Annotated in this window: 17 protein-coding genes; 5 read left to right on the top strand and 12 right to left on the bottom strand. The window is 52.6% G+C overall.

Features of this window, described 5'->3' with window-relative positions:
- Positions 1 to 5: 5 nt before the first annotated feature.
- The 9 genes from AWM70_RS20725 to AWM70_RS20680 all read right to left on the bottom strand — a co-directional run bounded on the left by AWM70_RS20725 (position 6) and on the right by AWM70_RS20680 (position 10,083).
- Positions 6 to 1,004: a glycosyltransferase family 4 protein gene (locus AWM70_RS20725; RefSeq protein WP_068699632.1), complete on the bottom strand. Its 999-nt coding sequence runs from the start codon at positions 1,002 to 1,004 to the stop codon at positions 6 to 8.
- Positions 997 to 2,010 (bottom strand): phosphotransferase family protein, encoded by a 1,014-nt coding sequence (locus AWM70_RS20720; protein WP_068699630.1) that lies wholly within the window; start codon positions 2,008 to 2,010, stop codon positions 997 to 999. Before AWM70_RS20720 ends, AWM70_RS20725 begins: the two co-directional genes overlap by 8 nt.
- Positions 2,011 to 2,204: 194 nt before the next feature.
- Entirely contained in the window at positions 2,205 to 3,170 is a 966-nt protein-coding gene (locus tag AWM70_RS20715) for an alpha/beta hydrolase (RefSeq protein WP_068699627.1), read from the bottom strand.
- 236 nt (positions 3,171 to 3,406) lie between these two features.
- Positions 3,407 to 4,528, bottom strand: coding sequence for a GerAB/ArcD/ProY family transporter (locus AWM70_RS20705; protein ID WP_068699623.1), 1,122 nt, complete (start codon positions 4,526 to 4,528; stop codon positions 3,407 to 3,409).
- A gap of 41 nt (positions 4,529 to 4,569) precedes the next feature.
- Positions 4,570 to 5,847 (bottom strand): Ger(x)C family spore germination protein, encoded by a 1,278-nt coding sequence (locus AWM70_RS20700; protein WP_068699621.1) that lies wholly within the window; start codon positions 5,845 to 5,847, stop codon positions 4,570 to 4,572.
- Positions 5,848 to 5,850: 3 nt separating this feature from the next.
- The gene (locus AWM70_RS20695; protein WP_068699619.1) at positions 5,851 to 7,485 is read right to left on the bottom strand and encodes a spore germination protein; all 1,635 of its coding nucleotides are present in this window, start codon (positions 7,483 to 7,485) and stop codon (positions 5,851 to 5,853) included.
- A 240-nt stretch (positions 7,486 to 7,725) separates the two neighbouring features.
- Positions 7,726 to 8,601, bottom strand: a complete 876-nt coding sequence (gene aguB, locus AWM70_RS20690) for an N-carbamoylputrescine amidase (protein WP_068699617.1) — start codon at positions 8,599 to 8,601, stop codon at positions 7,726 to 7,728.
- Positions 8,602 to 8,638: 37 nt separating this feature from the next.
- Positions 8,639 to 9,667 (bottom strand): agmatine deiminase family protein, encoded by a 1,029-nt coding sequence (locus AWM70_RS20685; RefSeq protein WP_068699615.1) that lies wholly within the window; start codon positions 9,665 to 9,667, stop codon positions 8,639 to 8,641.
- 143 nt (positions 9,668 to 9,810) lie between these two features.
- Positions 9,811 to 10,083, bottom strand: coding sequence for a GNAT family N-acetyltransferase (locus AWM70_RS20680; protein WP_068699613.1), 273 nt, complete (start codon positions 10,081 to 10,083; stop codon positions 9,811 to 9,813).
- 147 nt (positions 10,084 to 10,230) lie between these two features.
- Here AWM70_RS20680 and AWM70_RS20675 point away from each other — a divergent pair, with 147 nt between their 5' ends.
- Complete coding sequence (locus AWM70_RS20675; protein ID WP_068699612.1) at positions 10,231 to 12,660, top strand: UvrD-helicase domain-containing protein; 2,430 nt, start codon at positions 10,231 to 10,233, stop codon at positions 12,658 to 12,660.
- Between the two features lie 279 nt (positions 12,661 to 12,939).
- Complete coding sequence (gene pepF / locus AWM70_RS20670; RefSeq protein ID WP_068699610.1) at positions 12,940 to 14,754, top strand: oligoendopeptidase F; 1,815 nt, start codon at positions 12,940 to 12,942, stop codon at positions 14,752 to 14,754.
- A 125-nt stretch (positions 14,755 to 14,879) separates the two neighbouring features.
- Here pepF and AWM70_RS20665 read toward each other — a convergent pair whose 3' ends face one another.
- The 3 genes from AWM70_RS20665 to cidR all read right to left on the bottom strand — a co-directional run bounded on the left by AWM70_RS20665 (position 14,880) and on the right by cidR (position 19,942).
- Complete coding sequence (locus AWM70_RS20665; protein ID WP_068700922.1) at positions 14,880 to 17,918, bottom strand: PAS domain S-box protein; 3,039 nt, start codon at positions 17,916 to 17,918, stop codon at positions 14,880 to 14,882.
- Between the two features lie 272 nt (positions 17,919 to 18,190).
- Positions 18,191 to 18,976, bottom strand: a complete 786-nt coding sequence (gene pdaA / locus AWM70_RS20660) for a delta-lactam-biosynthetic de-N-acetylase (protein WP_418303225.1) — start codon at positions 18,974 to 18,976, stop codon at positions 18,191 to 18,193.
- A 66-nt stretch (positions 18,977 to 19,042) separates the two neighbouring features.
- Complete coding sequence (gene cidR / locus AWM70_RS20655) at positions 19,043 to 19,942, bottom strand: cidABC operon transcriptional activator CidR (protein WP_068699606.1); 900 nt, start codon at positions 19,940 to 19,942, stop codon at positions 19,043 to 19,045.
- A gap of 138 nt (positions 19,943 to 20,080) precedes the next feature.
- Here cidR and AWM70_RS20650 point away from each other — a divergent pair, with 138 nt between their 5' ends.
- From AWM70_RS20650 to AWM70_RS20640, 3 genes are all read left to right on the top strand, one after another.
- Positions 20,081 to 20,461, top strand: coding sequence for a CidA/LrgA family protein (locus AWM70_RS20650; protein WP_068700920.1), 381 nt, complete (start codon positions 20,081 to 20,083; stop codon positions 20,459 to 20,461).
- Positions 20,458 to 21,141, top strand: coding sequence for a CidB/LrgB family autolysis modulator (locus AWM70_RS20645; RefSeq protein WP_068699604.1), 684 nt, complete (start codon positions 20,458 to 20,460; stop codon positions 21,139 to 21,141). Before AWM70_RS20650 ends, AWM70_RS20645 begins: the two co-directional genes overlap by 4 nt.
- 505 nt (positions 21,142 to 21,646) lie before the next feature.
- Positions 21,647 to 22,840 (top strand): transposase, encoded by a 1,194-nt coding sequence (locus tag AWM70_RS20640; protein ID WP_016311143.1) that lies wholly within the window; start codon positions 21,647 to 21,649, stop codon positions 22,838 to 22,840.
- Positions 22,841 to 22,899: the final 59 nt, after the last annotated feature.

Raw genomic sequence — 22,899 nt, 5'->3', positions numbered from 1 at the left:
CTTTCCTATCTCAACCAAGCTTCATAAAAGCGGCGATAGCCCTCTACCATCACTCTTTCGGAGAAATGATCAAAGGCATATTCCCGGTTCTGCTCCGACCATTTGCGCGGGTGGGCAGCAGCCATATTGACCAGCTCAAACCAGTTCGCTTCATTGCCTGCGAAACAATGCGGGCCATGAATATGGCCGTAACAAGGATGCTCCGGTTTGACGACGATTTTGCCCATGGCCATCGCTTCGGTCAGCGGCATTGCAAACGTGTCGAACCTGGAGGAGCTGAAATAAACCTTGGCTGAATTCATAAGCGCAAACACTTCATCCTGCGATAAAGCAAATTGCAGCTTCACGTTATCCGGAATTGAATATTTCTTCATGCTTTCCTTGTAGCGCATGCCTCCAAAGACCATAAACACTTCTTTGTCCGGATTTCGTCTGGCATACTCCAAAACCAGATCTGGACGCCGATTGGCCTCGTCACGCCCAATCCATAAAATCCGGTTGTCAACGATGGCATCCGGATCAAAGTGCCGTCTGGCCAAGTCCTCGCCAAAGCCGATCGGGATCACATCGACGTCTGTTACCCCGTAGCGTTCCCGGATCTGCTCCCGCAGAAATTCCGTCTGTACGATCGCTTTGTCAACCATCGTATAGAAAGGCTTCATCATCTCATATCCTGTAAGAGCCGGGTCGGGAAAGCTGTGAGGGAACAAAACGCTGTTTGGGAGAAACATCTTCAGAAAAGTGAAGCCCGATACCGTATAGATAACATGCTCAATCTTTTGACTATAGATTTGATCCAGTACAACATCATAATTGACCAGATCGCCTTTCTCATGCTCGTAACCCGGCAGCCAGTCGTGCTCGCTCACATGCCGCTCAGGGGAAATGAAGACCAGCTCCACACCGAGATCGCGGCTGATTCTTTGCAGTCTTTCGGCAAAAATCCGCGGTCCCTGTGCTTCGGCAAACTGGATTTTGCGCATGACAAGCCCTACTTTACTCATCTAAATCCTCCTCTGCCCTCTTATTCTCCCCGTAGTCTGCTCCCGTGCTCCTGAGAAATTGCAGACCGCAGCCCTTGAGACTGTCCATGGCTTCCGCTTGCTGCCGCAGCAGCTGTGGCCGGCTCCAATAAACGCTCCCCATGCCAAGATCCGATTCGATAAGCAGCAGCATCCACAAAGTGAATAGGCAAGCATAAGCGCAGTAATCGGCCAGAAGGCCGGATTCCTCCAGCTCCTGGCCATAAAATCTGCGTTGATGGACATAAATACGTAGAATCCGCTCCCTCAATTCCTCGTTTCTGGGCGTAAACCTTGGAAATACCGGGTGCGACATATCCAGCAGATGGTACAGATCCCATAAAGGCGAATTGAGATGGACGTGCTCCCAGTCCAGCACAAACAAATCCCCCTGAATGGAGGCATAATTCCCTGCATGCAAATCGCCGTGGTTAAGCACCTTGACTCCCGCCCAATCGGAGCCTTCAAGCTGCTGCAAGGCAAGGTCCAGGAGTTCGCCGGGCAATGCTGCCTCATGAATCAGGCGGCTCACTTCCGTCCGCCGCTCCAGCAGTTCTCGGGCCATCTGCTGTACCGGTGGTTTGGGTGCCCGGAAAGCGTCCGGGTCCCACCCTGAAGGGTCCAGGCTGTGCCATCTGGCGATGAGCTTGGACATCCGCAGCAGCGTCTTCGGTCCGTGCTCATGACGAAGCGGGCCCAGATCCTCAAAGACCGCCCATCCGCTCGCACCGTCCTCTGATTTGTCAATCAATGCAGGATATACTTTCGGAATTCGGGACAATACCTGTTCATATACCCACACTTCGCGATCTTCCTGCCCCGAATGAGTAACCGGTTTGAAAATATAGCTTTGCAGCGGAGAAACATAAAAGCGCTCCACATAACGCCCGTTCATTCCTTGGTACAAACGTTCACTCCGGTAGATGCGGCGGTAGTCAAGTTCGCCTTCATCCGTGATATAACTGCTTAATGCTCTGATTGCCTTCACCGCCTTCCCTTAGGCACTTTCCAATAGTCACTTTCCATTTAAACGGATTCTTGCACCGGAATCAATGCCAGTCCCTGACAAGGAGGAAAGCTGCCGGCCGCGAAAAAATAAAAAACGCCCTTCGGGGGATTAACCCGAAGAGCGTTCTGCTCAGCAAAGCAGCCAAAGCTTCCAGCCTCCCTGCGACACCCAGCTTATTGGCGGATCCAGGTGTTAGCCAGCAGCATGGCGCCTTTAGCTGCATTAGTTTCGGCTAAGGCATTCAGCATGACAAAGTCATGGATGATGCCCTGGAACCGAACCGCAGTGACGGGTACACCTGCCTCACGAAGTTTGTTGGCATACGCTTCGCCTTCATCCCGCAGTACGTCTGCTTCTCCCGTAATGACCAGAGCTTCAGGCAGGCCTTTCAGCTGATCAAGGCTCGCACGCAGCGGCGAAGCATAAATCTCAGCTCTTTGCTTCGGATCTGTGGTGTATTGATCCCAGAACCACTGCATGCCGTCCCGGCGCAGGAAATATCCTTCTGCGAACTGATGGTACGAAGGTGTATCAAACGAAGCATCGGTTACCGGGTAGAACAAGAGCTGTTTAGCAATTTGAGGTCCCTTACGCTCTTTGGTCATCAGCGTCAGTGCTGCGGTCATGTTTCCACCCACACTGTCGCCGGCAGCTACGATCCGGCTGGCATTCAGACCGTGGGAAGCTCCTTCTTTGGCGATCCATTCCAAAGCCGTATACACCTGCTCGATGGCTACCGGATAACGCGCTTCCGGAGAGAGGTCATAGTTGGTGAATACAACCGCCGAGTCCGTCCCGACCGCCAGTTCGCGGATCAAACGGTCATGCGTATGCGCGTTGCCAAACACCCAGCCTGCACCGTGAGTATACAGAATGACGGGCAATTGGCCTTGGGCATTCCGAGGTTTGACGATGCGGATCGATACCTTTCCGGTTGGACCGCCTTCAATATTCAAATCCTCCATGTCGACCGCCGGCTTGTTTATTTCTCCAGATTGCACCTCATCTACGGTTTCACGTCCTTTCACCGGACCAAGATCGAACAGGTACGGCGGTTTCGCCGTGTCCTGGACGAATTTTTGAGCAGCTGGCTCCAATACGACTCTTCCTTGAACGGCTTCATTAATTGGGTTTGACATGATTCAATTCCTCCTTATATTTAGAGAGCTTAGCTTGACGCCTTCCAACAGTTACATCAACCAAAATTATATTGTGTAAAATATTTATGTACCCAATATACATCGTGCACAATGTAATGTCAACTGCAATTTTTTCTTTTTTCAAAAAAATCTTACCCCGATCCATCCTCTGTTACTCAGCAGCAATACCGAACCCCCTTGCGGTTTCGGTATTCGGTATTGATGACCGGGGCGAATCAGCCGTGCGGTTTTATTTTTTTCCGGCGGAGCAGCATAACCACGAATAACAGAATCGGCAGCGCGATCTGGAATAAAGGCCATACGCTTAAAACCACGACCTCGCGCCCAATGTAGATATGATGCGTATAGTTGGGGGACCAGAACGAGGCGGCAAAAATAACGGCCCCTAACGGAATGATCCATTTCCGGAAGCCGATTCCTGTGATTCGTTCCAGTCCGATAACACCGCCCAGGAAGAAATACGCCATTTTAACGCCAAGCCCAATGAATAGAAACATCGTAAATAAGGCGTCCATTCGTTCAAACAAACCCGGAAAACGAATCAATTGAACCGTTTCCAGGAGCGGCAAAGCGCTGTTCTGTACAAGATTCGGCCCCAGGACAAGCACATTCAGCTGATTGATTAGGGTCAGGAATACAGCAATCCAAGCAAATGAAAAAAGCGTTTTTCCGAGCATTTTATTCCGCCCTTGAATCATGGGGTAAAATACCAGAAAAACGATGCTCTCGCCAAAAGGAAACGAAACGATTTCAAACAACGATTTGCCCATATCGGCCGTAAAGCCGTGTTCCAGTACCGGCAGCATAAATTCATAATGAATTAGTCCGCTGATCGATACTGCCAAAAGCAAAATGGCATATGCCGCGGCCACGAAGGGGAGAAACAGGACTCCCATCAGAAAATTCACCCTCGGTCCATGACGAACCGCATTGGCTATGACCAGAAAAGAAATTACCATAGTCAGCCATAATTTCGTATTGGGCAGCAGGGTCATCAAGGTTAATTCCCCCAAATCCCTCAAATTTCGGGAAACTTCGTAGCCGAAATAACCGATAAACCCCAAATTAATTAATGTACCCAGCCAGGGGCCCATATAGCGGTGGAACAGCAAAAACAGATCCAGTCGGGGATCGCGGAGATGAATGGCGAGATGAAGGAGCAGAACCAGCAGGCCGGCGGCACCGGCAATCAGCATCAAAATCCAGGCATCCTGTTTGGCTTCCCCTCCCTGAAAGAAAAGCGTTGTGCTGCCCACTTCAAATAAAAACAAACTGACGAGCAGCTCGGACAATCTGATCTTCTCCCGGTCCAATCCCGTCCCCTCCTCTCTTTTCATAATTCCCTGAATTCCCCTTCTGCGCTTTATTTCCGGACCTCTTAATCCCGATTCTGCCCATGATGGATTTGCTCTTGCAGCTTGTGGAAGGATTGTACAATCAGCCCTGGCCGTTTAATGGAAGCCTTGACCTGAACCTCCATTTTCATCTGTGCAAACTGCTCTCTCCACATAGGTTTTAATTTCTGCCAGTCCTTCGGATACTTCCGGTGGATTTGGTCGGCGACTCCCAAAACATCCACCTGCTGTTTCTGAATCGCTTTCCACCCAAGGTTGAGGTCATCCGTAATTTCACGCTCGATCTGCTCCTCCAAGTGCCGAATCCCTGACAAGCTGCTGATGTCCTCCATAGAGTCCGATTCGTTGAGCTCACCGGCAACCTTGGCCTTCACCTTAAGCCTAAACCCGTCTTCCGTTTTGACCGGGGTGACCTTCACCCGAGCTGAAGTGACTTTGTAGGCAGACATAGCTTTCCGTTGTTTATTGCCCTCTTGCCCACTTTCTTCCTGCTCGTCCCCTTCCTGACTGCTCGCAAATGAGACGGTATCCCTTTTGACCTGATTCAGGAGCCAGGAGACAGCCAGGCTTTCCCTCTGATTCAGGCTGCCTACCCGGCGTTCCCCCTGAAACAAGCTGAGTCCGCTTAAGGTTAGGCGAGCAGGCGGGGCCGTAGTTTTAAAGGCTTCCTGCGATTTCATGACCTCCGTGCTGCTGCCCTCCAGCTTGATTTCCGGAACACCTACCCCTCCAGATTCCGAGCTTAATTTCAGCGCAAGATCATACATGGAGGTATCCGTATAATAGGGTGCCCAGGTCTTCTCTTTATCCAGCAATTCCTCAAGCGCCTTGCCCGGCAGCTTCTCAGGAGGCATCAGCGTTTCCAGAATTTCTTGCGCGCTGGGTTCTGCGACCAGCACTTTAACGGTTTCGCGAGTATCCAAATTGCGCAGGTAGCGGTCCACCAGCTCGGAAATTCCCTCATTTGCCGTTTCCTTGCCGATGATCAGAACGTTGTTATGGGAGAAATAGAGCTGCCTCGGGTTGGTTAACGTACTTTGGAGCAAAGCTTCGCGAATCGTCTTCCCTTGTGTGGTTAATACATATACCCCCAAAGAAGAACCTGCCCCGCTGGAGCCTCCGGTCCCATTAAACATCGCCGAAGGGACGATTGTTTGTGTGGTGATCCGGTAGTTTCCCTTGCTGCCATCCAGTCCCGTAGCGATAACAATCCCAATCTCATTCAGTTCCTTACGGCTCCCGCAGCCGGGAAGCAGCAGCAAGCAGAAGCCAAGAAGAGCTAATTGCAAATAACGGCGCATGACTTATCCCCTTTGCTTATCCTGCTGTTGATCCTTTGCCTTTGGATCAGGAACCACTTGCTCCTCGACCGGCGGATATTGATAAGGAGCTTGTCTCGTTTTGTTTTTGCCGGCAATCTGGTCCGGACGTGATTTCATAGCCCACCAAGGCATGCGGACCAACCAATCCTTCGAATTTGTCCGGTTGAACGGGGCATAAGGAAGGAAATAGTCCACGCCGAAAGAACGCAGGGATACCAGATGATTGAGGATCGGAATAATCCCGGCCAAAATGCCAAACAACCCAAACGTGCCAGCCAAGATCATTAATGTAAACCGGATCAGCCGGATGGCGGCCGCCATGTCGATCGATGGAATAACAAAATTCGCGATCGCCGTGAAAGACACGACAATGACCATCGTCCCCGAAACCAGACCCGCCTGCACCGCGGCCTGACCAATTACCAAGGCGCCTACGATGGAAATAGCAGGACCGATGACCCTCGGCATTCGCACCCCCGCTTCCCGGATCACTTCAAAGGTCATCTCCATCACAAAGGCTTCAATCAGCGCAGGAAGCGGCGTACCTTCCCGCTGCGCGGCCAGCGTAATCAGCATCGTCATAGGCAGCATCTCCTGCTGAAACGTAGTGATCGCAATGTACAAGGAAGGAAGAAGCAGGGCCACCAGACAGGCTGCCATTCTCAGAACTCTTAAAAAGGTCGCCAGATCGTATCTCTGATAATAATCCTCGCTGGATTGAAAAAATTTAAAAAATGTCACCGGCATAATCAACGCAAAAGGGGTGCCGTCCACTATAATCGCAATCTGCCCGTCCAGGAGGCTGGCGGCAACGGCATCCGGACGTTCCGTGTTCATGATCGTTGGAAACGGCGTGAGCGGCGCATCCTGAATCATTTCCTCGATATAATTGCTCTCCAGGATACTGTCGGTCTGAATTGAATCAAGACGCGTCCGCACTTCGTCAATCAGGCTGTCCTTGGCTATGCCTTCAATATAAGCAACCGCAACCCTTGTCTGCGTATAAGTTCCTATTTGCCGGACCTCCATGCGCAGAGCAGGTGTTTTGAGCTTCCGGCGGACCAAAGCCATATTGGTGGAGAGATCCTCCGTAAATCCTTCTTTGGGCCCCCGAATCACCGTTTGCGAGGTCGGCTCTTCGACGCTGCGCCGGAGACCGCCGCCGATGGAAGCCGACAGGGCATAAGGCGTTTGATCCATGAGGAAGACGACATCTCCCGATAACACCGAGGCGAATACCTGATCCAGCACCTCCGTCTTGCGGAGAGCTAGTGACGGAATATCCCGGGCCAGCCTTTCGGCCGTCTCCGGACCGTTCCCTTCCGTGTCCTTCTCCACAGCCTTGGCGGCTGTTTCCAACAGTTCAGCAAGGAGCAGATTGTCGATCAGTCCCTCAACGTAACAAACCGCGATCAGCGGAGCAGACGCCTCCCCAGCGGATCCAAAAGACCGGATGATCACGTCGGGACTGTTTCCAAGCTTGCTTCTGAACAGCTCCAGCGTAACGGTCAGATTGGCATGGACGGGCAGCGGAAGGCTTCCTTTCATGCTGCTGGAGCTTCCGGCAAACGTGCGGGCCCGGGGAGTCAGCGATTTTTTGAGCCAGTCGTACAGCATGTCTCCCCTCCTTCTCTTCCCGATTTCTATTTCTAACATTTGCTGGAAACCTTAAATTTATTCGTTTATTCCTTCCGCGCTTCGTCATCTTCATCGAGAAACAAGCCCTTTCAGCGTTCAATTCGCAAAAAAAAAAGACCGGCCGCTAAGCGGCTGGTCGTTGCTGATTCTGTGTGTTGTCTATTTAAGAAATTATTTGTAATGAAATTATTCGGCTTATAGCCCTTAGGCCGTTTATGACTAGACCATTTGCTCTCCGTCATAGGAAGTAATGATGCGGTACAGCTCAGGACGTCTGTCGCGGAAAATGCCCCATTCAATCCGCTGGGATTCCAGCTGGTCGAGATCAAATTCGGCTACCAGCACGGCTTCTTCCGTGCGGCCGGCTTCGGCCACCTTGCTGCCTGTAGGACCGGCAATAAAGGAAGAACCATAGAAGTTGATGCTGGAATCTTCGTCGGTTTCAATGCCGATCCGGTTCGATGCCACCACCGGAACGAGGTTGGAAGCGGCATGGCCAAGCATGCACGTCTGCCAGTGATCCTTGGAGTCGATGGAAGCATCCTGTGGTTCCGAGCCGATTGCGGTCGGGTAGAACAGTATTTCTGCACCCATCAGCGCCATCACGCGCGCAGCTTCAGGATACCATTGGTCCCAGCAGACGCCGATGCCGATTTTGCCGTAGCGCGTATTCCATACTTTAAAGCCGGTGTCGCCGGGATTAAAGTAGAACTTCTCTTCATAACCCGGCCCGTCCGGGATATGGCTTTTGCGGTAACGGCCAAGCACCTCGCCGTTTGCGTCGATGACGGCAAGCGAATTGTAGCGGGCGTTGTTCTTTTTCTCATAAAAGCTGATCGGCAGCACGACCTTAAGCTCTTTGGCCACCTCTTTAAAATGATTCACGGCCTTGTTGTGCTCGAGTTCCGTAGCGTAAGGATAATAATCCGCTTTCTCCTTCTGGCAGAAGTAAGGCGTCTCGAACAGCTCCTGTAGCAGAATAATCTGCGCGCCCTGCTTCGCCGCTTCACGGACCAGACGGTCCGCTTTGGCGATATTTTCTTCTATATTCGATGAACAGCTCATCTGAGTGGCTGCAACCTTTACATTTCTCAAAGGGGTTCCCCTCTCCTTTCTTGTTTGGACCTTCGGCTTATTTGCCGGCAGGCATCTGCTGCGTGGTGCAGTGCACGTTTCCGCCCTCGCGGATCACGGCCATTCCGTTAATCGTGCGGACCCGGCGATCCGGGAAGGTGCGCTCCAGCACTTCTTTGGCCAAACGGTCCGTCTCTTCGGCTGTTCCGCCAAACACCGGCAGAATAATGCCGCCATTAACGAAATAGAAATTCAAATAGCTGAGCGTCAATCTGGAATCCTCATAATGAACAGCCGGAGGCTGCTGGACCGGAATCACTTCGATTTTGCGTCCTTTGGCATCCACGGCCGCTTCAAGAATCGCCAGATTCTCGCGCGTAATTTCATAGTTCTCGTCGGTCGGATCGTCACACACCTGCAGGATTACCTTGCCGGGAGCCGCAAAGCAGGCCACGTTATCAACATGCCCGTCGGTTTCGTCGCCGCTTAAGCCGCGCTTCAGCCAGATAATGGAATCCACGTTCAAATAGTCCTTGAGCGTCTGCTCGATTTCCTCACGGCTCAGGTGCGGGTTGCGGTTGTCGTTCAGCAGGCACTCTTCGGTCGTAATCAGCGTGCCTTCCCCGTCGACATGGAAAGAGCCGCCTTCCATCGTGATCGGCGCATCGAACTGCGTAATGCCGAAACGGCTGAGCAGCTGCCCCGCTACCTGGTTATCCAGGTCGAACGGTTTATACTTCTCTCCCCAGGCATTAAAGTTCCAGTTGATCCCGGCACGCTGGCCGGCCGGGTTCAGCAGGAAGGTCGGTCCGTTATCGCGCAGCCAGGCGTCGCTGTGTTCCACTGGCAGGATCTCGATATTCTCTTCGGTGAACATCGCCCGTACGCGGGCCACCTCCTCCGGATTCACGATCACGCCGACAGGCTCGAATTCGGCAATCGCCCGGATCAGCTCTTTGTAGCCTTGGCTGACCTCTTCATATTGGTCCGGATAGACCATGGAGTCCTGCACCGGCCAGGAGATCAAAGTACGTTCGTGTTCAGCCCACTCCGCGGGCATGGCGTAGTTCGCCGATCTAGGATTCATCTATGTCAACTCGCTTTAATCAAAATTTTGGGGGTTAGTCCAGAGTACATCATACAATATAATTCCCCCTGCCTCAATGAGTGAGCAAGATGAAATTTTTCCTGAATTTCCGCTTGGCGGAAGCGAAAGATCGCTGCGCTCCGTTAACGTCTCCAAACATCGGCATATTTCTCATGCCGTCTGAACATCGTCTGGACATAAGAGCACTCCGGAACGATTTGATAACCCTGCTGACGCGCGTAGCCGACCAGCTCATCCAGCATTTTCTCCGCGACTTTCTGGCCGCGCAGCTCCTCCGACACAAACGTGTGGTCGGCAATCAGAACATCGCCCTCCTGTCGGTAGGTGATCTCCGCTACCATTCTTCCGTCTTCCTGCAGTTCGAAACCGTACCCTGTATTAACCATTTCCTGCATGCGTATAACCTCCCAATTTGATTTTATTTGGCGCCCCGCTTAGTAAGCAGTTTCTCCAAAAAGGCCAAACCTCATCGGACCGGCCGTCCAGAGTATGATATATTTAAATCTTCAACAGCTACATTCTAAAACAAGGTGATTTCGTATATGGAACGTTCTTTATTTCAACATAGACCCGATGGGGCGGAAGGTCAAGTGCCGTCCGCCTCTCTGGCCTCCACCGAAACCAGCCGCACGCTGGTCGGTGACGCCGAACCCGATGCCTGGTATTTCCGCAGACTTGAAGAAAGCGGCATTCTTCTGAACCGGGCGCAGGTCCGCGCCGTGCGTCACGGTGACGGGCCCGCGCTGACGCTGGCCGGGGCCGGGTCCGGCAAAACGTCCGTGCTGGTCTGCCGGACCGGCTATTTGATCGGGGTACGGCGCGTGGCTCCTTCCGCTATTCTGCTCCTGACTTTCTCCAGCAAAGCCGCTGCGGAAATGCGCGAGCGGATTGCCGGACTGCCCGGACTGTCGGCTCATCATATCCGGGCTTTGTCCGCAAGGACCTTTCACGCTTTTTTTCTTCGCTTCCTTTACAGCCGCGGCTCCGCTTCCGAACTGCTGACGGACACAACCAGACAGCATATTATGCTGAAGCAGATCATGCGCGAGCTGGGGCTTCCTCAGGACGCTTACGAACCGGAGACGCTGCTCGCCCTGCTGTCCTCGGCCAAAATGAATCTGGTCAAGGTGGACGAGCTGCCGGAGGACAGTGAAACGGACCGGGAGCTGAAGCAGATTTTCCTCCGGTACGAAGCCGCGAAAGCCCGGCAGCAGGTTATGGACTTCGATGACGTGCTGACACGTTCTTATGATCTGCTCAAAGAAGACCCCTCCAGCCTGCGCTGGCTGCGCGAGCGGTTCCGTTACCTGATGGTAGACGAGTTCCAGGATACCAATCTGCTGCAGTATGAACTCGTCCGCATGATGGCTGCGCCCGCCAACAACCTGATGGCCGTCGGGGACGATGACCAGACCATCTATTCCTTCAACGGAGCGCGCAGTGAATTTATCCTGCAATTCGACAAACAATTTCCGCGGGCAGCGGTTATTACCCTCGACATCAACTACCGGTCCTGCCCGAATATTGTCGGTCTCGGCAATGACATGATCCGCCATAATATGCAGCGCCGGGTCAAAACGCTGAAGGCCGCGCGGAAGAGCAAGGGGGTCAAGCCGCTGTATCTAAGGCCTTATACAACGGATAAAGAAGCTGAATTCCTGCTGAACCGGATTGATCATGAGGTGGTTACCGGGAAAAGGCAATACGGCGATTACGCTATTCTGTACCGGGCTGCCAGCAACAACCGGGCCATGTTGGAGCAGCTGGTGCTGCGCGGTATTCCTTATATCGACTATGGGGACGGACAGCTGCTCTACCAGCAGCGGGCCGTAAGACCCGTTATCGATTATCTGCGGCTAGCGCTGAACCGCCGGGATTTCCAGGCCATCGAAAGTATTTTGCCGACCCTTTATATTAACCGGAAGCTGGGGATGGCCCACATTATGGAGCAAGAGAAGCTCCGCGCCAAAAAAGGGCCAATGGTGCATTTGCGAACCCTGCCCGGGCTGAAGGATTTCCAGATCGACAAACTCAACGGCCGGATCGAGCTGATCCGCTCCCTTCGCCGCCTGCCGCCTGTGGAGGCCATCCGGCAGATTCGCGCTGGCTTCTATAACAGCTACCTGGAAACCGACGAACGCCAGGAGGCGACCCAGCACCGCGAAATGCTGAAGGAGCTTCTGGACGAGCTGGAGACTTCCGCCGAACGTTTTGACGGCATTGAAGAATTCCTGGCTTTCGTAGACGAGGTCGTGACCAAAAATGAGGAAGGAAGGACCCGGAAGCTGGAGGATCAGGGGAACCGGGTCGCCCTGATGACGATCCACCGCTCCAAAGGGCTGGAATTCCCCGTCGTTTATCTGATCGGCGCTTCCGAAGGCAGCCTGCCCCACGCCTCTGCGCTGGACGCCGGCCGGATGAAGGATATTCATCCGAAGCTGACCGCCGGGCAGAAGAACGAAGCGGCGCTGGAGGAAGAGCGCCGCCTCGCTTACGTCGCCGTTACCCGGGCCAAGGAGGAGCTGGTCGTCAGCTCCCCCGCGCGCTACCGGGGCAAGAAGGCGGACGTGTCGCGGTTTCTGCTCGCCGCGTTTGGCGTTGGCGCAGCGGCGGAGACGGCCGGACCCGGGTCGCGCAACGGGTCCCGGCCGGACCTTGGCCCCGGGGCCGGCACAGCCGCCCCGAGCCGGATCGCCCGCGCCAGCGCCGCAGCGGCTGGCGCACGGGCGGGCGCGGCGCTCCCGGGAGGCTACCGCGGGAGCGCCGCGCGTGAAGCTGCCGCCGGCAGTGCGGCGGCAGCGGCTTCGGCCGCGCCGGCACGCGGACGCGTCGTGCCGGCGTGGCTATGCACGGCCCAGGGCTGCGCAGCCTGGGTCCGGATCGTCAGCGAGCGCGAGGCGAAGCTGACGGAAAGACTCTGCCCGCTGTGCGGCTCGCAGATGGCGAAAGGAACGCGGCAGGTTCGGCGTTAACCTGGCTAAGCCATCAGCCTGCGGCCAGCGGGCTCAGCAAGCCGCTAAGCCTCAGCCGCTTAGCAGTCCCATACAGGAACCGGGCGGGACAGCCCAGGTTCCTTATTTTTTTTGGCGTCCGTTCCTCCAAGCCCCTTCCTGCCCGCTTCACCTCTCGGCACTATGTCCTGCTGCCGCATTCCCGTTGTAACCTTAGAATCCGGCGCAGAACTATGCTAATATAGAACTGTGGTAGATTAACTTACATATATTTGCGTTTGAGAGAGGAGACGTTTGTTTATGGCAAAAATGCTGACACGTGCAGAGGTTCCGGTCGAGTCCACCTGGAATCTGGATGATCTGTTTGATTCGCAGAAAGGGTTTGAAGCTGCGCTCCAAGAGGCGCTGGATAAAGCCGAACATGTAACCCGGTTCAAGGGGCGGCTTCATGAAGGCCCCAGCGTGCTGCTGGACTGTCTGAAGGAACAGGATGCCCTGCAGGAGCTGGTCATGCGCGCCGCGAGTTATGCTCGCCTGCACCAGTCCGAGGACGGAGCCAATCCGGCCCACCTGGCGAACTCCTCCAAATCGGGGGATGTGATGTCTCAGATCCGCTCTTCGCTGACCTTTATCGATTCCGAGCTGCTGGAGCTGGAAGACGGCAAAATCGAAGCTTATCTGGCCGCAGAGCCCGGTCTGGCCGTTTATGAACGCAGCCTGAAGCTGCTGCTTGAAAGCAAGCCGCACCGCCTGAATCCCGAAACGGAAAGCGTGCTCGCTTCCCTCAGCGAGGTGCTGGAAGCTCCTTACCGCATTTATCTGCGCGGCAAGCTCTCCGACATGACCTTTGATGATATCGGCGAAGGAGAAGACAAACTGCCGAACTCGTTCCGCTTATATGAGAATAAATATGAAATGTCGCCGGATACCCGGCTGCGCCGCGAGGCTTATGCTTCCTTCTCCAAATCGCTGCACGGCTCGCGCCATACGTTTGCCGAAGCTTATGCCACCGAAGTCAAGAAGCAGGTTGTACTCTCGCGCCTGCGCGGATACGGCTCCGTCACCGAGATGCTGCTGAAGCCTCAGCAGGTAACGCTCGAGATGTACAACAATATCCATGACACGCTGCTCAGCGAGCTGGCTCCGCATATGCGCCGCCTTGCCGCCCTGAAGAAAAAGGAGCTTGGTCTCGATCAAATGCTCTTCTGCGACCTGAAAGCGCCGCTGGACCCCGATTACAATCCTTCCGTTACCTACGAGGAAGCCTGCGGGATTATCCAGGAAACCCTGACCGTGCTTGGACCTGAATACGGCGAAATCGTCAAGTCCGCTTTCTCCGAGCGCTGGGTGGATTACGCCGACAACATCGGGAAGTCGACCGGAGCCTTCTGCTCCTCGATTTACGGCGTGCATTCCTACATTCTGATCACCTGGGCCGATAATATGCGGGGAGCCTTTACTTTAGCCCACGAGGTTGGCCATGCCGGGCACCTGATGCTGGCAGCCCGAAATCAGGCTTTGGTGAACTACCGTCCGTCGATGTATTTCATTGAAGCGCCTTCCACCATGAACGAGCTCCTGCTGGCCGACCATCTGATGGCCAAATCGCAAGACAAACGGATGCGCCGCTGGATCATTTCCCAGCTGCTGAATACGTATTACCATAACTATGTGACGCACCTGCTGGAAGCCGAACTCCAGCGCCGCGTTTACCGTCATGCCGAAGCCGGCGAACCGATTACGGCTGATGTCCTGTCCCGGTTCAAGGGAGACATCCTCGCCGAGTTCTGGGGAGATGAGCTGGAGCTGGACGAAGGCGCGAAGCTGACCTGGATGCGCCAGCCGCATTATTACATGGGCCTTTATCCATACACCTACGCGGCTGGTCTAACGGCTTCGACCGCTGCCGCTCAGCTGGTCCGCGAGGAAGGACAGCCTGCGGTAGACCGCTGGCTGGAAGTGCTCAAAGCCGGCGGCAGCCGGACTCCGCTCGAGCTGATGGCCATGGCCGGAGTCGATATGACCAGCAGGGAGCCAATTTCCAAAGCAGCCGCTTATGTTGGTTCGCTTGTATCTGAGCTGGAGGCGCTATACGAAACGTCGGCTGCCCAATAAACTAATAGTCTGAATGGAATGCAAGCAGACCCAAGAAATTAAAAAATCGGCGACCCGCCGCCAGTCTTCCACTGGCCAGGTCGCCGATTTTTTGTCCGTTTTTTTATTTGTCATCAGCAGCAGAATCAAATAGGATGAACCTCGGACTCCATCCCACCCTCTGCTACCCGTTCACAAGGTATCGTAAAATAAAAAGTAGAGCCTGCTCCTTCTATACTTTCCACCCCGATCGTTCCGCCCATCAGCTCGACCAGTTTCTTGCTGATCGCAAGCCCAAGTCCTGTCCCGCCGTATTTGCGGTTCAGTTGCGGATGCAGCTGGGAGAAAGACACAAACAGCTGATCCCGCTGCTCGTACGGAATACCGATGCCTGTATCCTGCACTTTGAACGTTAAGGCTGTCCGCCGTTCATCCGCAGCATGCTCGGCTTCAAGCGTCAAGGTTACGCCGCCGAGTTCGGTAAATTTAACCGCATTGCTGATCAGGTTGACAAGCACCTGCCTGATCCGCATGGCATCCCCGATTATGATCGAAGGAATCTGCTCAGGATTCAGCAGCATCGCTTTAAGCCCGATCCCTTTCTCCTTGGCTCTTGGAGTGAACAGCTCAATAACGCCTCCCAGCAGTGCCTGAAGATGAATGGGTTCGCTGTTCAGCGTCATTTTCCCGGTCTCGATCTTGCTGAAATCAAGAATTTCATTCAGCAGATGCAGCAGGGCATGACTGCTGTCCCTGAGAATTTCCGTGAATTCCTGCTGTTCTTCATCCATTTCCGTCGTCTGGAGAAGATCAATCATGCCGATAATCCCGTTCATCGGGGTCCGCAGCTCATGGCTCATCATGGCCAGAAACTCCGATTTGGCCTGATCAGCCCGTTCCGCCGACTCTTTGGCATGGATGATTTCCTTCTCATCGGTTACGTCGCGGAAGACGATAACTACCCCTTTGCGTTCCCCTTTATCCCAGATCGGCGTAACTTGGTAATCAGCGAAGAAGCTGGTCTCATCCCGTTTCCAGAACACCGCTTCTTTCTTGGAATAAGGCAGCCCGGCCTGGACTGCCTTCAGAATCGGCGAATCCTTGGCCGTGTGGTAGCCGCCATCCTGCCGCGTCTCCCGGATAACCCGGGAGCAGGGAATCCCGATCATCGAAAGAGCATCAAACCCAAGCATTCCGGCCCCCGCCGGGTTGACAAATACGACCTTCCCGTCGTTGTCCAGCCCCACGATCCCTTCCGACACCGTATTCAGCAGCAGCCGGTGCTCCCGGCTCAGGCGTTCAATCTGCTCAATATAACGGATCCGGTCGGTAATATCGTTGGTAATGCCATAGACGCCAACAACTTCATCATCCACGACAATCGGGATATTGACCGTATTGATCTCAACCGGGTATCCCTTTTTATGCATAATAGTTAAATCATAACTTTGCGGCTTGCCCTCGCGGGCCTGATTAAAATGATAAAGCGTCCGCTCTATATCCTTTTCGGAGACAAGAGGTCCAAAATACATCCCTATCAGCTCTTCCAGCGAATACCCGGTCAATTTCTCCAGATTGGAGTTGGCCGTCAGGTAATCCCCTTCCAGACTCATGGAATAAACCGCCGAAGGGTTGTATTCGAACAGGGAGCGGTAACGCTGCTCGTTTTCCTTCAGTTTGAATTCCATAATTTTGCGTTCCGTTATATCCCGAGCGGTAGAAATAAGCTGGCTCGGTTCCCCCCGGTCATCGAGCAGGAACTTGCTGTTTGATTCAAACCAGACGTGGCGACCGTCCTTATGAATAAACCGGTAAGTAAGCGGAGGCAGCAAATCGCTGCCTTTGGATTCGTGACAGGCCTCTATATAGCTGCGAACCACCCCCACATCCTCCGGATGAAGGTAGTCATATACACAGGTGCCCTGCAGTTCGATCGGCGTGTAGCCGATCAGGTTATAACATGCCGGCGAACAGTACAAATAAACAAACCCCTCAACCGTACATTGAGAAATGAAATCCAGCGTATTTTCCGTAATCAGCCGGTATTTCCGCTCTTTCTCCAGCAGCTGCTGCTCCATTGCCACCCGTTCCGTAATGTCTTGGGCCATACCGATCATCTCGCAGGGCTTTCCTTCGTCCGTGAAAGAAACCTCCCACCGGTCACGGATCGTGTGAATTTCCCCGTTGGGAAGCTTAATCCGGTAAGTAATGCCTTCGCTGCTTCCCTGAATGGCTCGTTCCATTGCCGAGTTAAGCCTGTCCTTGTCTTCCTCCACAACTAGCCGGAGCAAAGATTGATGGTCTTTTTCCTTAGGAAACATCCGGTTGGCAAACATCCGGCGCATCTCCCGGCTGTAAGAGAGCTCCCCGCTGATTAAATCCCATCTCCAGGAGCCTACCTGTGCGATCTTCTGGGCTTTCGCCAAAATTTCATCCGAGTTCACCCGGTCGGTGACGTTCCTTCCTATCGCGAGAACCCGGCGGATTTGCCCTACCGGATCCTTGATCACATGGAAGGAGGTTTCGAACCAAAGATAATGCCCGTCTTTATGGCGAACCCTTCTTGTGAAAACATCCTTGTCCGAATAAAGTTTGCCGGGTTTGCTCATTTCTTCGGCATCATCAGGATGATAGAACGAGCTTCGGAGCTGTCCGACCATTTCTGAAGCATCGTATCCCAGCAGCCTGTTGACTGATGGCGAAATGTACTGGATAATGCCGTCTGGCGAGCTGATCGAGATGAGGTCCTGTCCATTTTTGGTAATCAGCCCAAACAGTTCTTCACTTTCTATATCTTTATCCGCAGCTTTAGGCAATGGAGTGACATCTTCCGCACAGCAGATCAACCGGGCCTCCTGCAGAGGAGATGCCTCATCCAGCAGCGACCAGCTTAGCCTGCGCAAAACGCCGGCCTTCGAATGGAGCTTGAGTTCAACTTGGTGTATAAACCCGGTCAGCGGATTCTTTCTAATCTCTTCATAAACACCCATTAAATCCAGAAAAGCCATGCCTTCAAGTTCATGGAATGGCATTTGGGCAAGCTCTTGGCTGCCGCAGCCAAAGAGCCGACCAAACGCTTTATTGCTCGTCAGCAGGACTCCTTCTACGGGCTGCACAACAGCCATGCCGACTGGCGCATTTCTAAAAAGCTGTTCCCATTGTCCGTGTTCCGGCCTCTTGTTCATTCCGACGCCCTCCCAGAAGCTGCTTTCTCTTACCTTGATCATAATTCGTTTGACAACCCTGCTGCAAGGCCCCGATCGAGGCGGGCAGGAAACCATCTTCTTACAGCTTATAGAACGAATTCCCTTTTCGAAATAGCCTTTAGGACTATTACCACCCATTTTGGACACAAAAAATGCCCCTGAACGGGGCGTAAAAAACGGGCCGATAAGCCTGCCATGAATTCGGGCCTGCAGCCCGGTACTGGGCAGTTCCTCGGCCCCTATCTTCAGATTCAAGGTTTCGGCAGCTCGGTCAAAGCCTTAAAGGTATAACCCTGCTTCCGGGTATCATCAATGATTCTCCCCAGCGCAGCAGCGTTGTCCTTAGAAACGGAATGCAGCAAAAGCACTTCTCCCGGATGGAGCTGGGACATGACCTTCTGATAGGCGTATTCGGCGCCGCGCTGATCATTGGTGTCCCAATCTTTATAAGCAGCCGACCAGAAAATGCTGCGGTAACCGGCGGCATTCGAGGCCTTAAGCGCACGGTCACTGAAAATACCGCGTGGCGGACGGACGAACTCCATTTTCTCTATGCCCGTCAGTTTGGCCACAGCCGCCCGCACACGCTCCAGCTCGGTCTTGATCTGGCCGTCCGAAATAGCCGACATATCCGGATGGCTCCATGAATGGTTGCCGACCAGGTGCCCTTCGGCCACCATCCGTTTGACCAGCTCCGGCTGGTCTTTCACATAATGGCCCGTTACAAAGAAGATCGCCGGAACCTGTTTGGCCTTCAGCGTATCCAGAATCGGTTTCGTATAGCCGTTTTCATAGCCATTATCGAAGGTCAGATAAATTTCCTTCTGCTTAGTATCTCCTAGAAAAACGGCATGATTCCGGTCAATAACATCCTTGAATCCTTCTTCATTAATAGAAGGAAGCTGTCCGTTCTGGCTGCGTTTAAAGCCAAAATGAAAGGTCCTGTCCGGCGACTGTGCCGCCGCATCCTTAACCTCCGTACAGGTCAAACCGATGCTGACCAGCAGCGCGGTTACAGCAAGCGTCCAGCGTCTCATCATCGTATCTCCTTTCGCCATCAATAGTCAGATTATAATCTCTGCCTGACCGGGCGAAATTATACATTAATCGCCTTTCTCCTGCTGAAGTCCCTTCCGGGCCAGCCGAATCCACTCCCGGGCAGCAAACGACATATACCGGTCTTTCTTCCAAATGATCCCTAGATTCCAGGGGATCACCGGGTCGACCAGCGGCACAATGGCCACGCGCTCCGGATCCATTTCCCGGCAGATCGTCTCCGGCAGCAGAGCAACCCCAAGTCCTGCCGCTACCATCTGGCTGATCAGATCCCACTGGGAGCTTTCATAAATGATTTTGGGCTGAAATCCCGCTCCCTGGCACTCCTTGATAATACGGTCATGCAGGGCAAAATCCTCACGGAACATAATAAAAAATTCATCCTGAAGCTCCCGGAGGCCCACTTCCCCGCATTCCGCCAGCCGGTGCAGCGAAGGGACGATCAAATTCAGCTTTTCCTCCACGAACGGGAAAATTTCAAATAACTCCTCCGACACCGTTGGGAGCACAACAACCCCCAAATCCAGCGAACCCTCCTGCACATCAATTTCTACCTTTTTGGCGCCGTCCTCAAACAATCGGATCGTAATGTCCGGATAACGCTGATGGAACTGCCCCATGACTTTTGGGAAAAAGCTGGAGCCAACCATAGGCGGCAGACCGATCCGAATATGGCCCCGCTTCAGATTGCGCAGATCATCCAGCTCTCCGGACAGATTTTGAAAGGAATTCAAGATCTCCTGCGCTCTTTCGACAATGATGCGCCCAGCATCCGTCAACTCGACGCTGCGGCCTTGTCTGGCAAACAACACGATCCCGAGCTCCTCCTCCATCATCCGGACCGTCTTGCTGATCGTTGGCTGAGTAATGAATAAGGCTTCCGCCGCTTTGGTAAAGCTGCGGAGTCTGGCTACCTCAACCAGATATTGGAGCTGCCTGATATCCACCTTTCTCCCCCCTCTTTCTATAACTAAACGGAATGTTAACCATTCTATATATGAATTTTACCTATGAAAGATACTGATGTAAAATTTCAGTAAATGAAACAAATCCATGATATCGAATTGAAAGGTGTAGAAGCCGTTATGACCAAAACGAAAGCCTTATTGATCGGGATTGTTCAGGTTGCCGTTTTGTTTCTGTTCTCCATGGGAATGAACAAATTGACGGACCTGCTCCATCTTAAAATACCTGGCAGTATTCTTGGCATAGTTGTTGTCTTTATCCTGCTTAAGACCAAAGTTATTAAGCTGGAGTGGATCGAACGAGGAGCAAACTGGCTGCTTGCCGAGCTGCTGCTCTTTTTTATCCCTTCCGCCGTCGGCATTATGCAGTATATCCCGATGCTGGAGAATGACGGCCTGCAAATCCTGCTGGTTGTCATCTTTAGTACCGTCATTGTTATGCTCAGCTCTGGCATCGTCGCATCACGAATTACAAAAAGAAAGGAGAACAAATCGGCATGATTCTAGGATTAATTTGTTTGCTGTTTACCCTCGCTGTTTATTGGGTATGTAAAAAAGTATACAAAAGCAAACCGCGGGTTTATTTCTCCCCGCTGCTGGTCACTCCTATCATTCTTGTAGGTGTCCTGCTTTTGTCCAAAATTCCATATCCAACCTACAATCAGGGCGGCAAGCTGCTGACGGATCTTCTCCAGCCGGCTACAATTGCTTTTGCGATCCCTTTGTATAAATATTTCCATGTGCTTAAGAAACATGCTGTCGAGATTGTGGTCAGCGTTTTGAGCGGCTCCATTGCCGCTATTATCTCATCGGCTTTTCTTGCGAAATGGATGCATTTGGACACCTCGCTGATTAACAGCCTCGTGCCGCGTTCTGTCACTACACCTATAGCGATGAATGTCTCCCAGGTTATCGGCGGCGTTCCTAACATTACAGCTGTCTTTGTCATTATAACCGGTATTCTCGGTACGATGATCGGCCCAGTGATCGTTAAGCTGTTCAGGATCGACAGCGAAGTGGCGAGGGGAGTGCTGCTGGGCACCAGCGCCCACGGAACAGGCACCTCCAAAGCTTTCGAACTCAGTTCATTTACCGGTACGATCTCCAGCATCTCGATGATTTTATCCGGATTGATCACCTTATGTATCGCTCCGATTTTCATCCTGCTTGTCCTTCATTAAGGCGGATGAATGCCTGATTACAGTTATCCTGATCTATTTTTCATAATCTCTTTTTCCGCGTTGTTTGTTGTTTGGCCGCCTTCTATGTAAGGCGGTTTTTTATATGGATTGAAGATGTCCACTGTTTACGCTAGAATTTACAAGAGTCTATTTTAAGAAAATCTTTATAATTTTGTAAACCATTATTCGGCTCTTATATCGATTTTCTTCAGGTTTCTCCTCAATAATTAAGGTTGCTTTGGGTCGATTCAGGAACAGAACTCAGAAAGCGGGGTTTGATTGTGCTTTTCAACTCGTACGAATTTATTTTTGTTTTTATGCCAGTTACGGTAATCGTGTATTTTGTGCTTAACAGGTTCAGACTTATTTTCTTAAGTGAGCGTTTTGCAGTAATCTGAGGCCTTGAGCCGTAAGGATTTTCGGACATAAAAAAGGGACTTCACCCCAACTTGGAGAAGTTTTCAAGTGACCAAACCCAAAAACCTCAAGGATGGAGGAAGTCACTTTGTATATTCTCCAAGAATGTCTGTTTTCCTTCGAAGAACTTTTAAAAATTCAACCCAAGGAGAGATTGCCGATCTTCTTCAGCTCTCTCGATCTGAGACCGTATGCCAAGGAACTGAGAAGCCGTTCACCCCGAGGCGCTGAGGGATACTGCAGACAAGGTATTCTACGAGCACTCTTGGCTGCGCCGCTTGAAGGAATAAGTACCTTTTCAGGGTTGCATAAGCGTTTGGATACGGATCTCCGGTTTCGTTATCAGTGTGGTCTTCCGCTGGATCGAGAAGCTCCTTCCATATCCACATTAAGCCGAGTTTTCTCAGAACTGACGAGAAAGGACTTGGCAAAACGGCTTTTTGAGGATTTGGTCACACGCTGTCAGCAGGAAGGTATCATAGAAGGCAGTAACGTCGCCATAGACAGCGCCGCTCTCCGCGCTTACGAGAAAAAGCAGCCCAAACGCAAAAGCGAGCAAACGGGTAATGCGAACTGGGGCGCAAAAATTGATTCCTTCGGCAATAAAATCACATGGTTTGGTTACAAAATTCATCTGGCGGTCGATACGAAAAGTGAATTGCCGATCGCCTTGGAAGTAACGCCGGCGCATGTCAATGATGGAGAAATGGCGCCGGGCCTGATCGAGAAAACAGCGTCCAGGACGAGCACACGATTTTTCATACTCGATGCGGGCTACGACCAAATGAAAGTTTATGAGGCCGCCCGCAACGTCAAGGCACAAGCCATCATTCCCCTTAATCTTCGGGGGGAGAAGGAACCGCCTGCTGGCATGACCTCGAACGGAACACCGTGCTGTTCCATGGGTTATGCGATGACATACTGGGGAGTTGACGGCGATATGCATAAATTTCGCTGCCCGCATGCCACGGGTAAAGTCGACTGTCCGCTTGGCATGGCTGCCTGCTCGTCTTCAAACTATGGAATGGTCGTCAAAGTAAATGCGAAGGATGATCTCCGGCGATACAGCATCCCTCATCGGGATACAAAGCGTTGGAAGGAACTTTACAATGAACGAACCAGCGTAGAACGCTGCAACTCCCGATTGAAAACCTATTTGACGGCAGACGCCGCACATGTCCGGGGCATTCAGAAAGTCACAACTCACCAGTATTTGAATGCCATTGTTCTGCTTGCATCTGCGCTCGCCGTTTCTCATCATTCAAAACGGGCTGCCGCTTAAAAAACGAGCTGTTCTAAAATTCTGCAAGTCTGCCCTTTTCTTCATCCATATAATACCAT

It is taken from the genome of Paenibacillus yonginensis (assembly GCF_001685395.1).
Taxonomy (GTDB): domain Bacteria; phylum Bacillota; class Bacilli; order Paenibacillales; family Paenibacillaceae; genus Fontibacillus; species Fontibacillus yonginensis.
The sequence above is the reverse complement of the archived record's forward strand: the minus strand, read 5'-3'. Positions and strand labels throughout refer to the sequence as shown.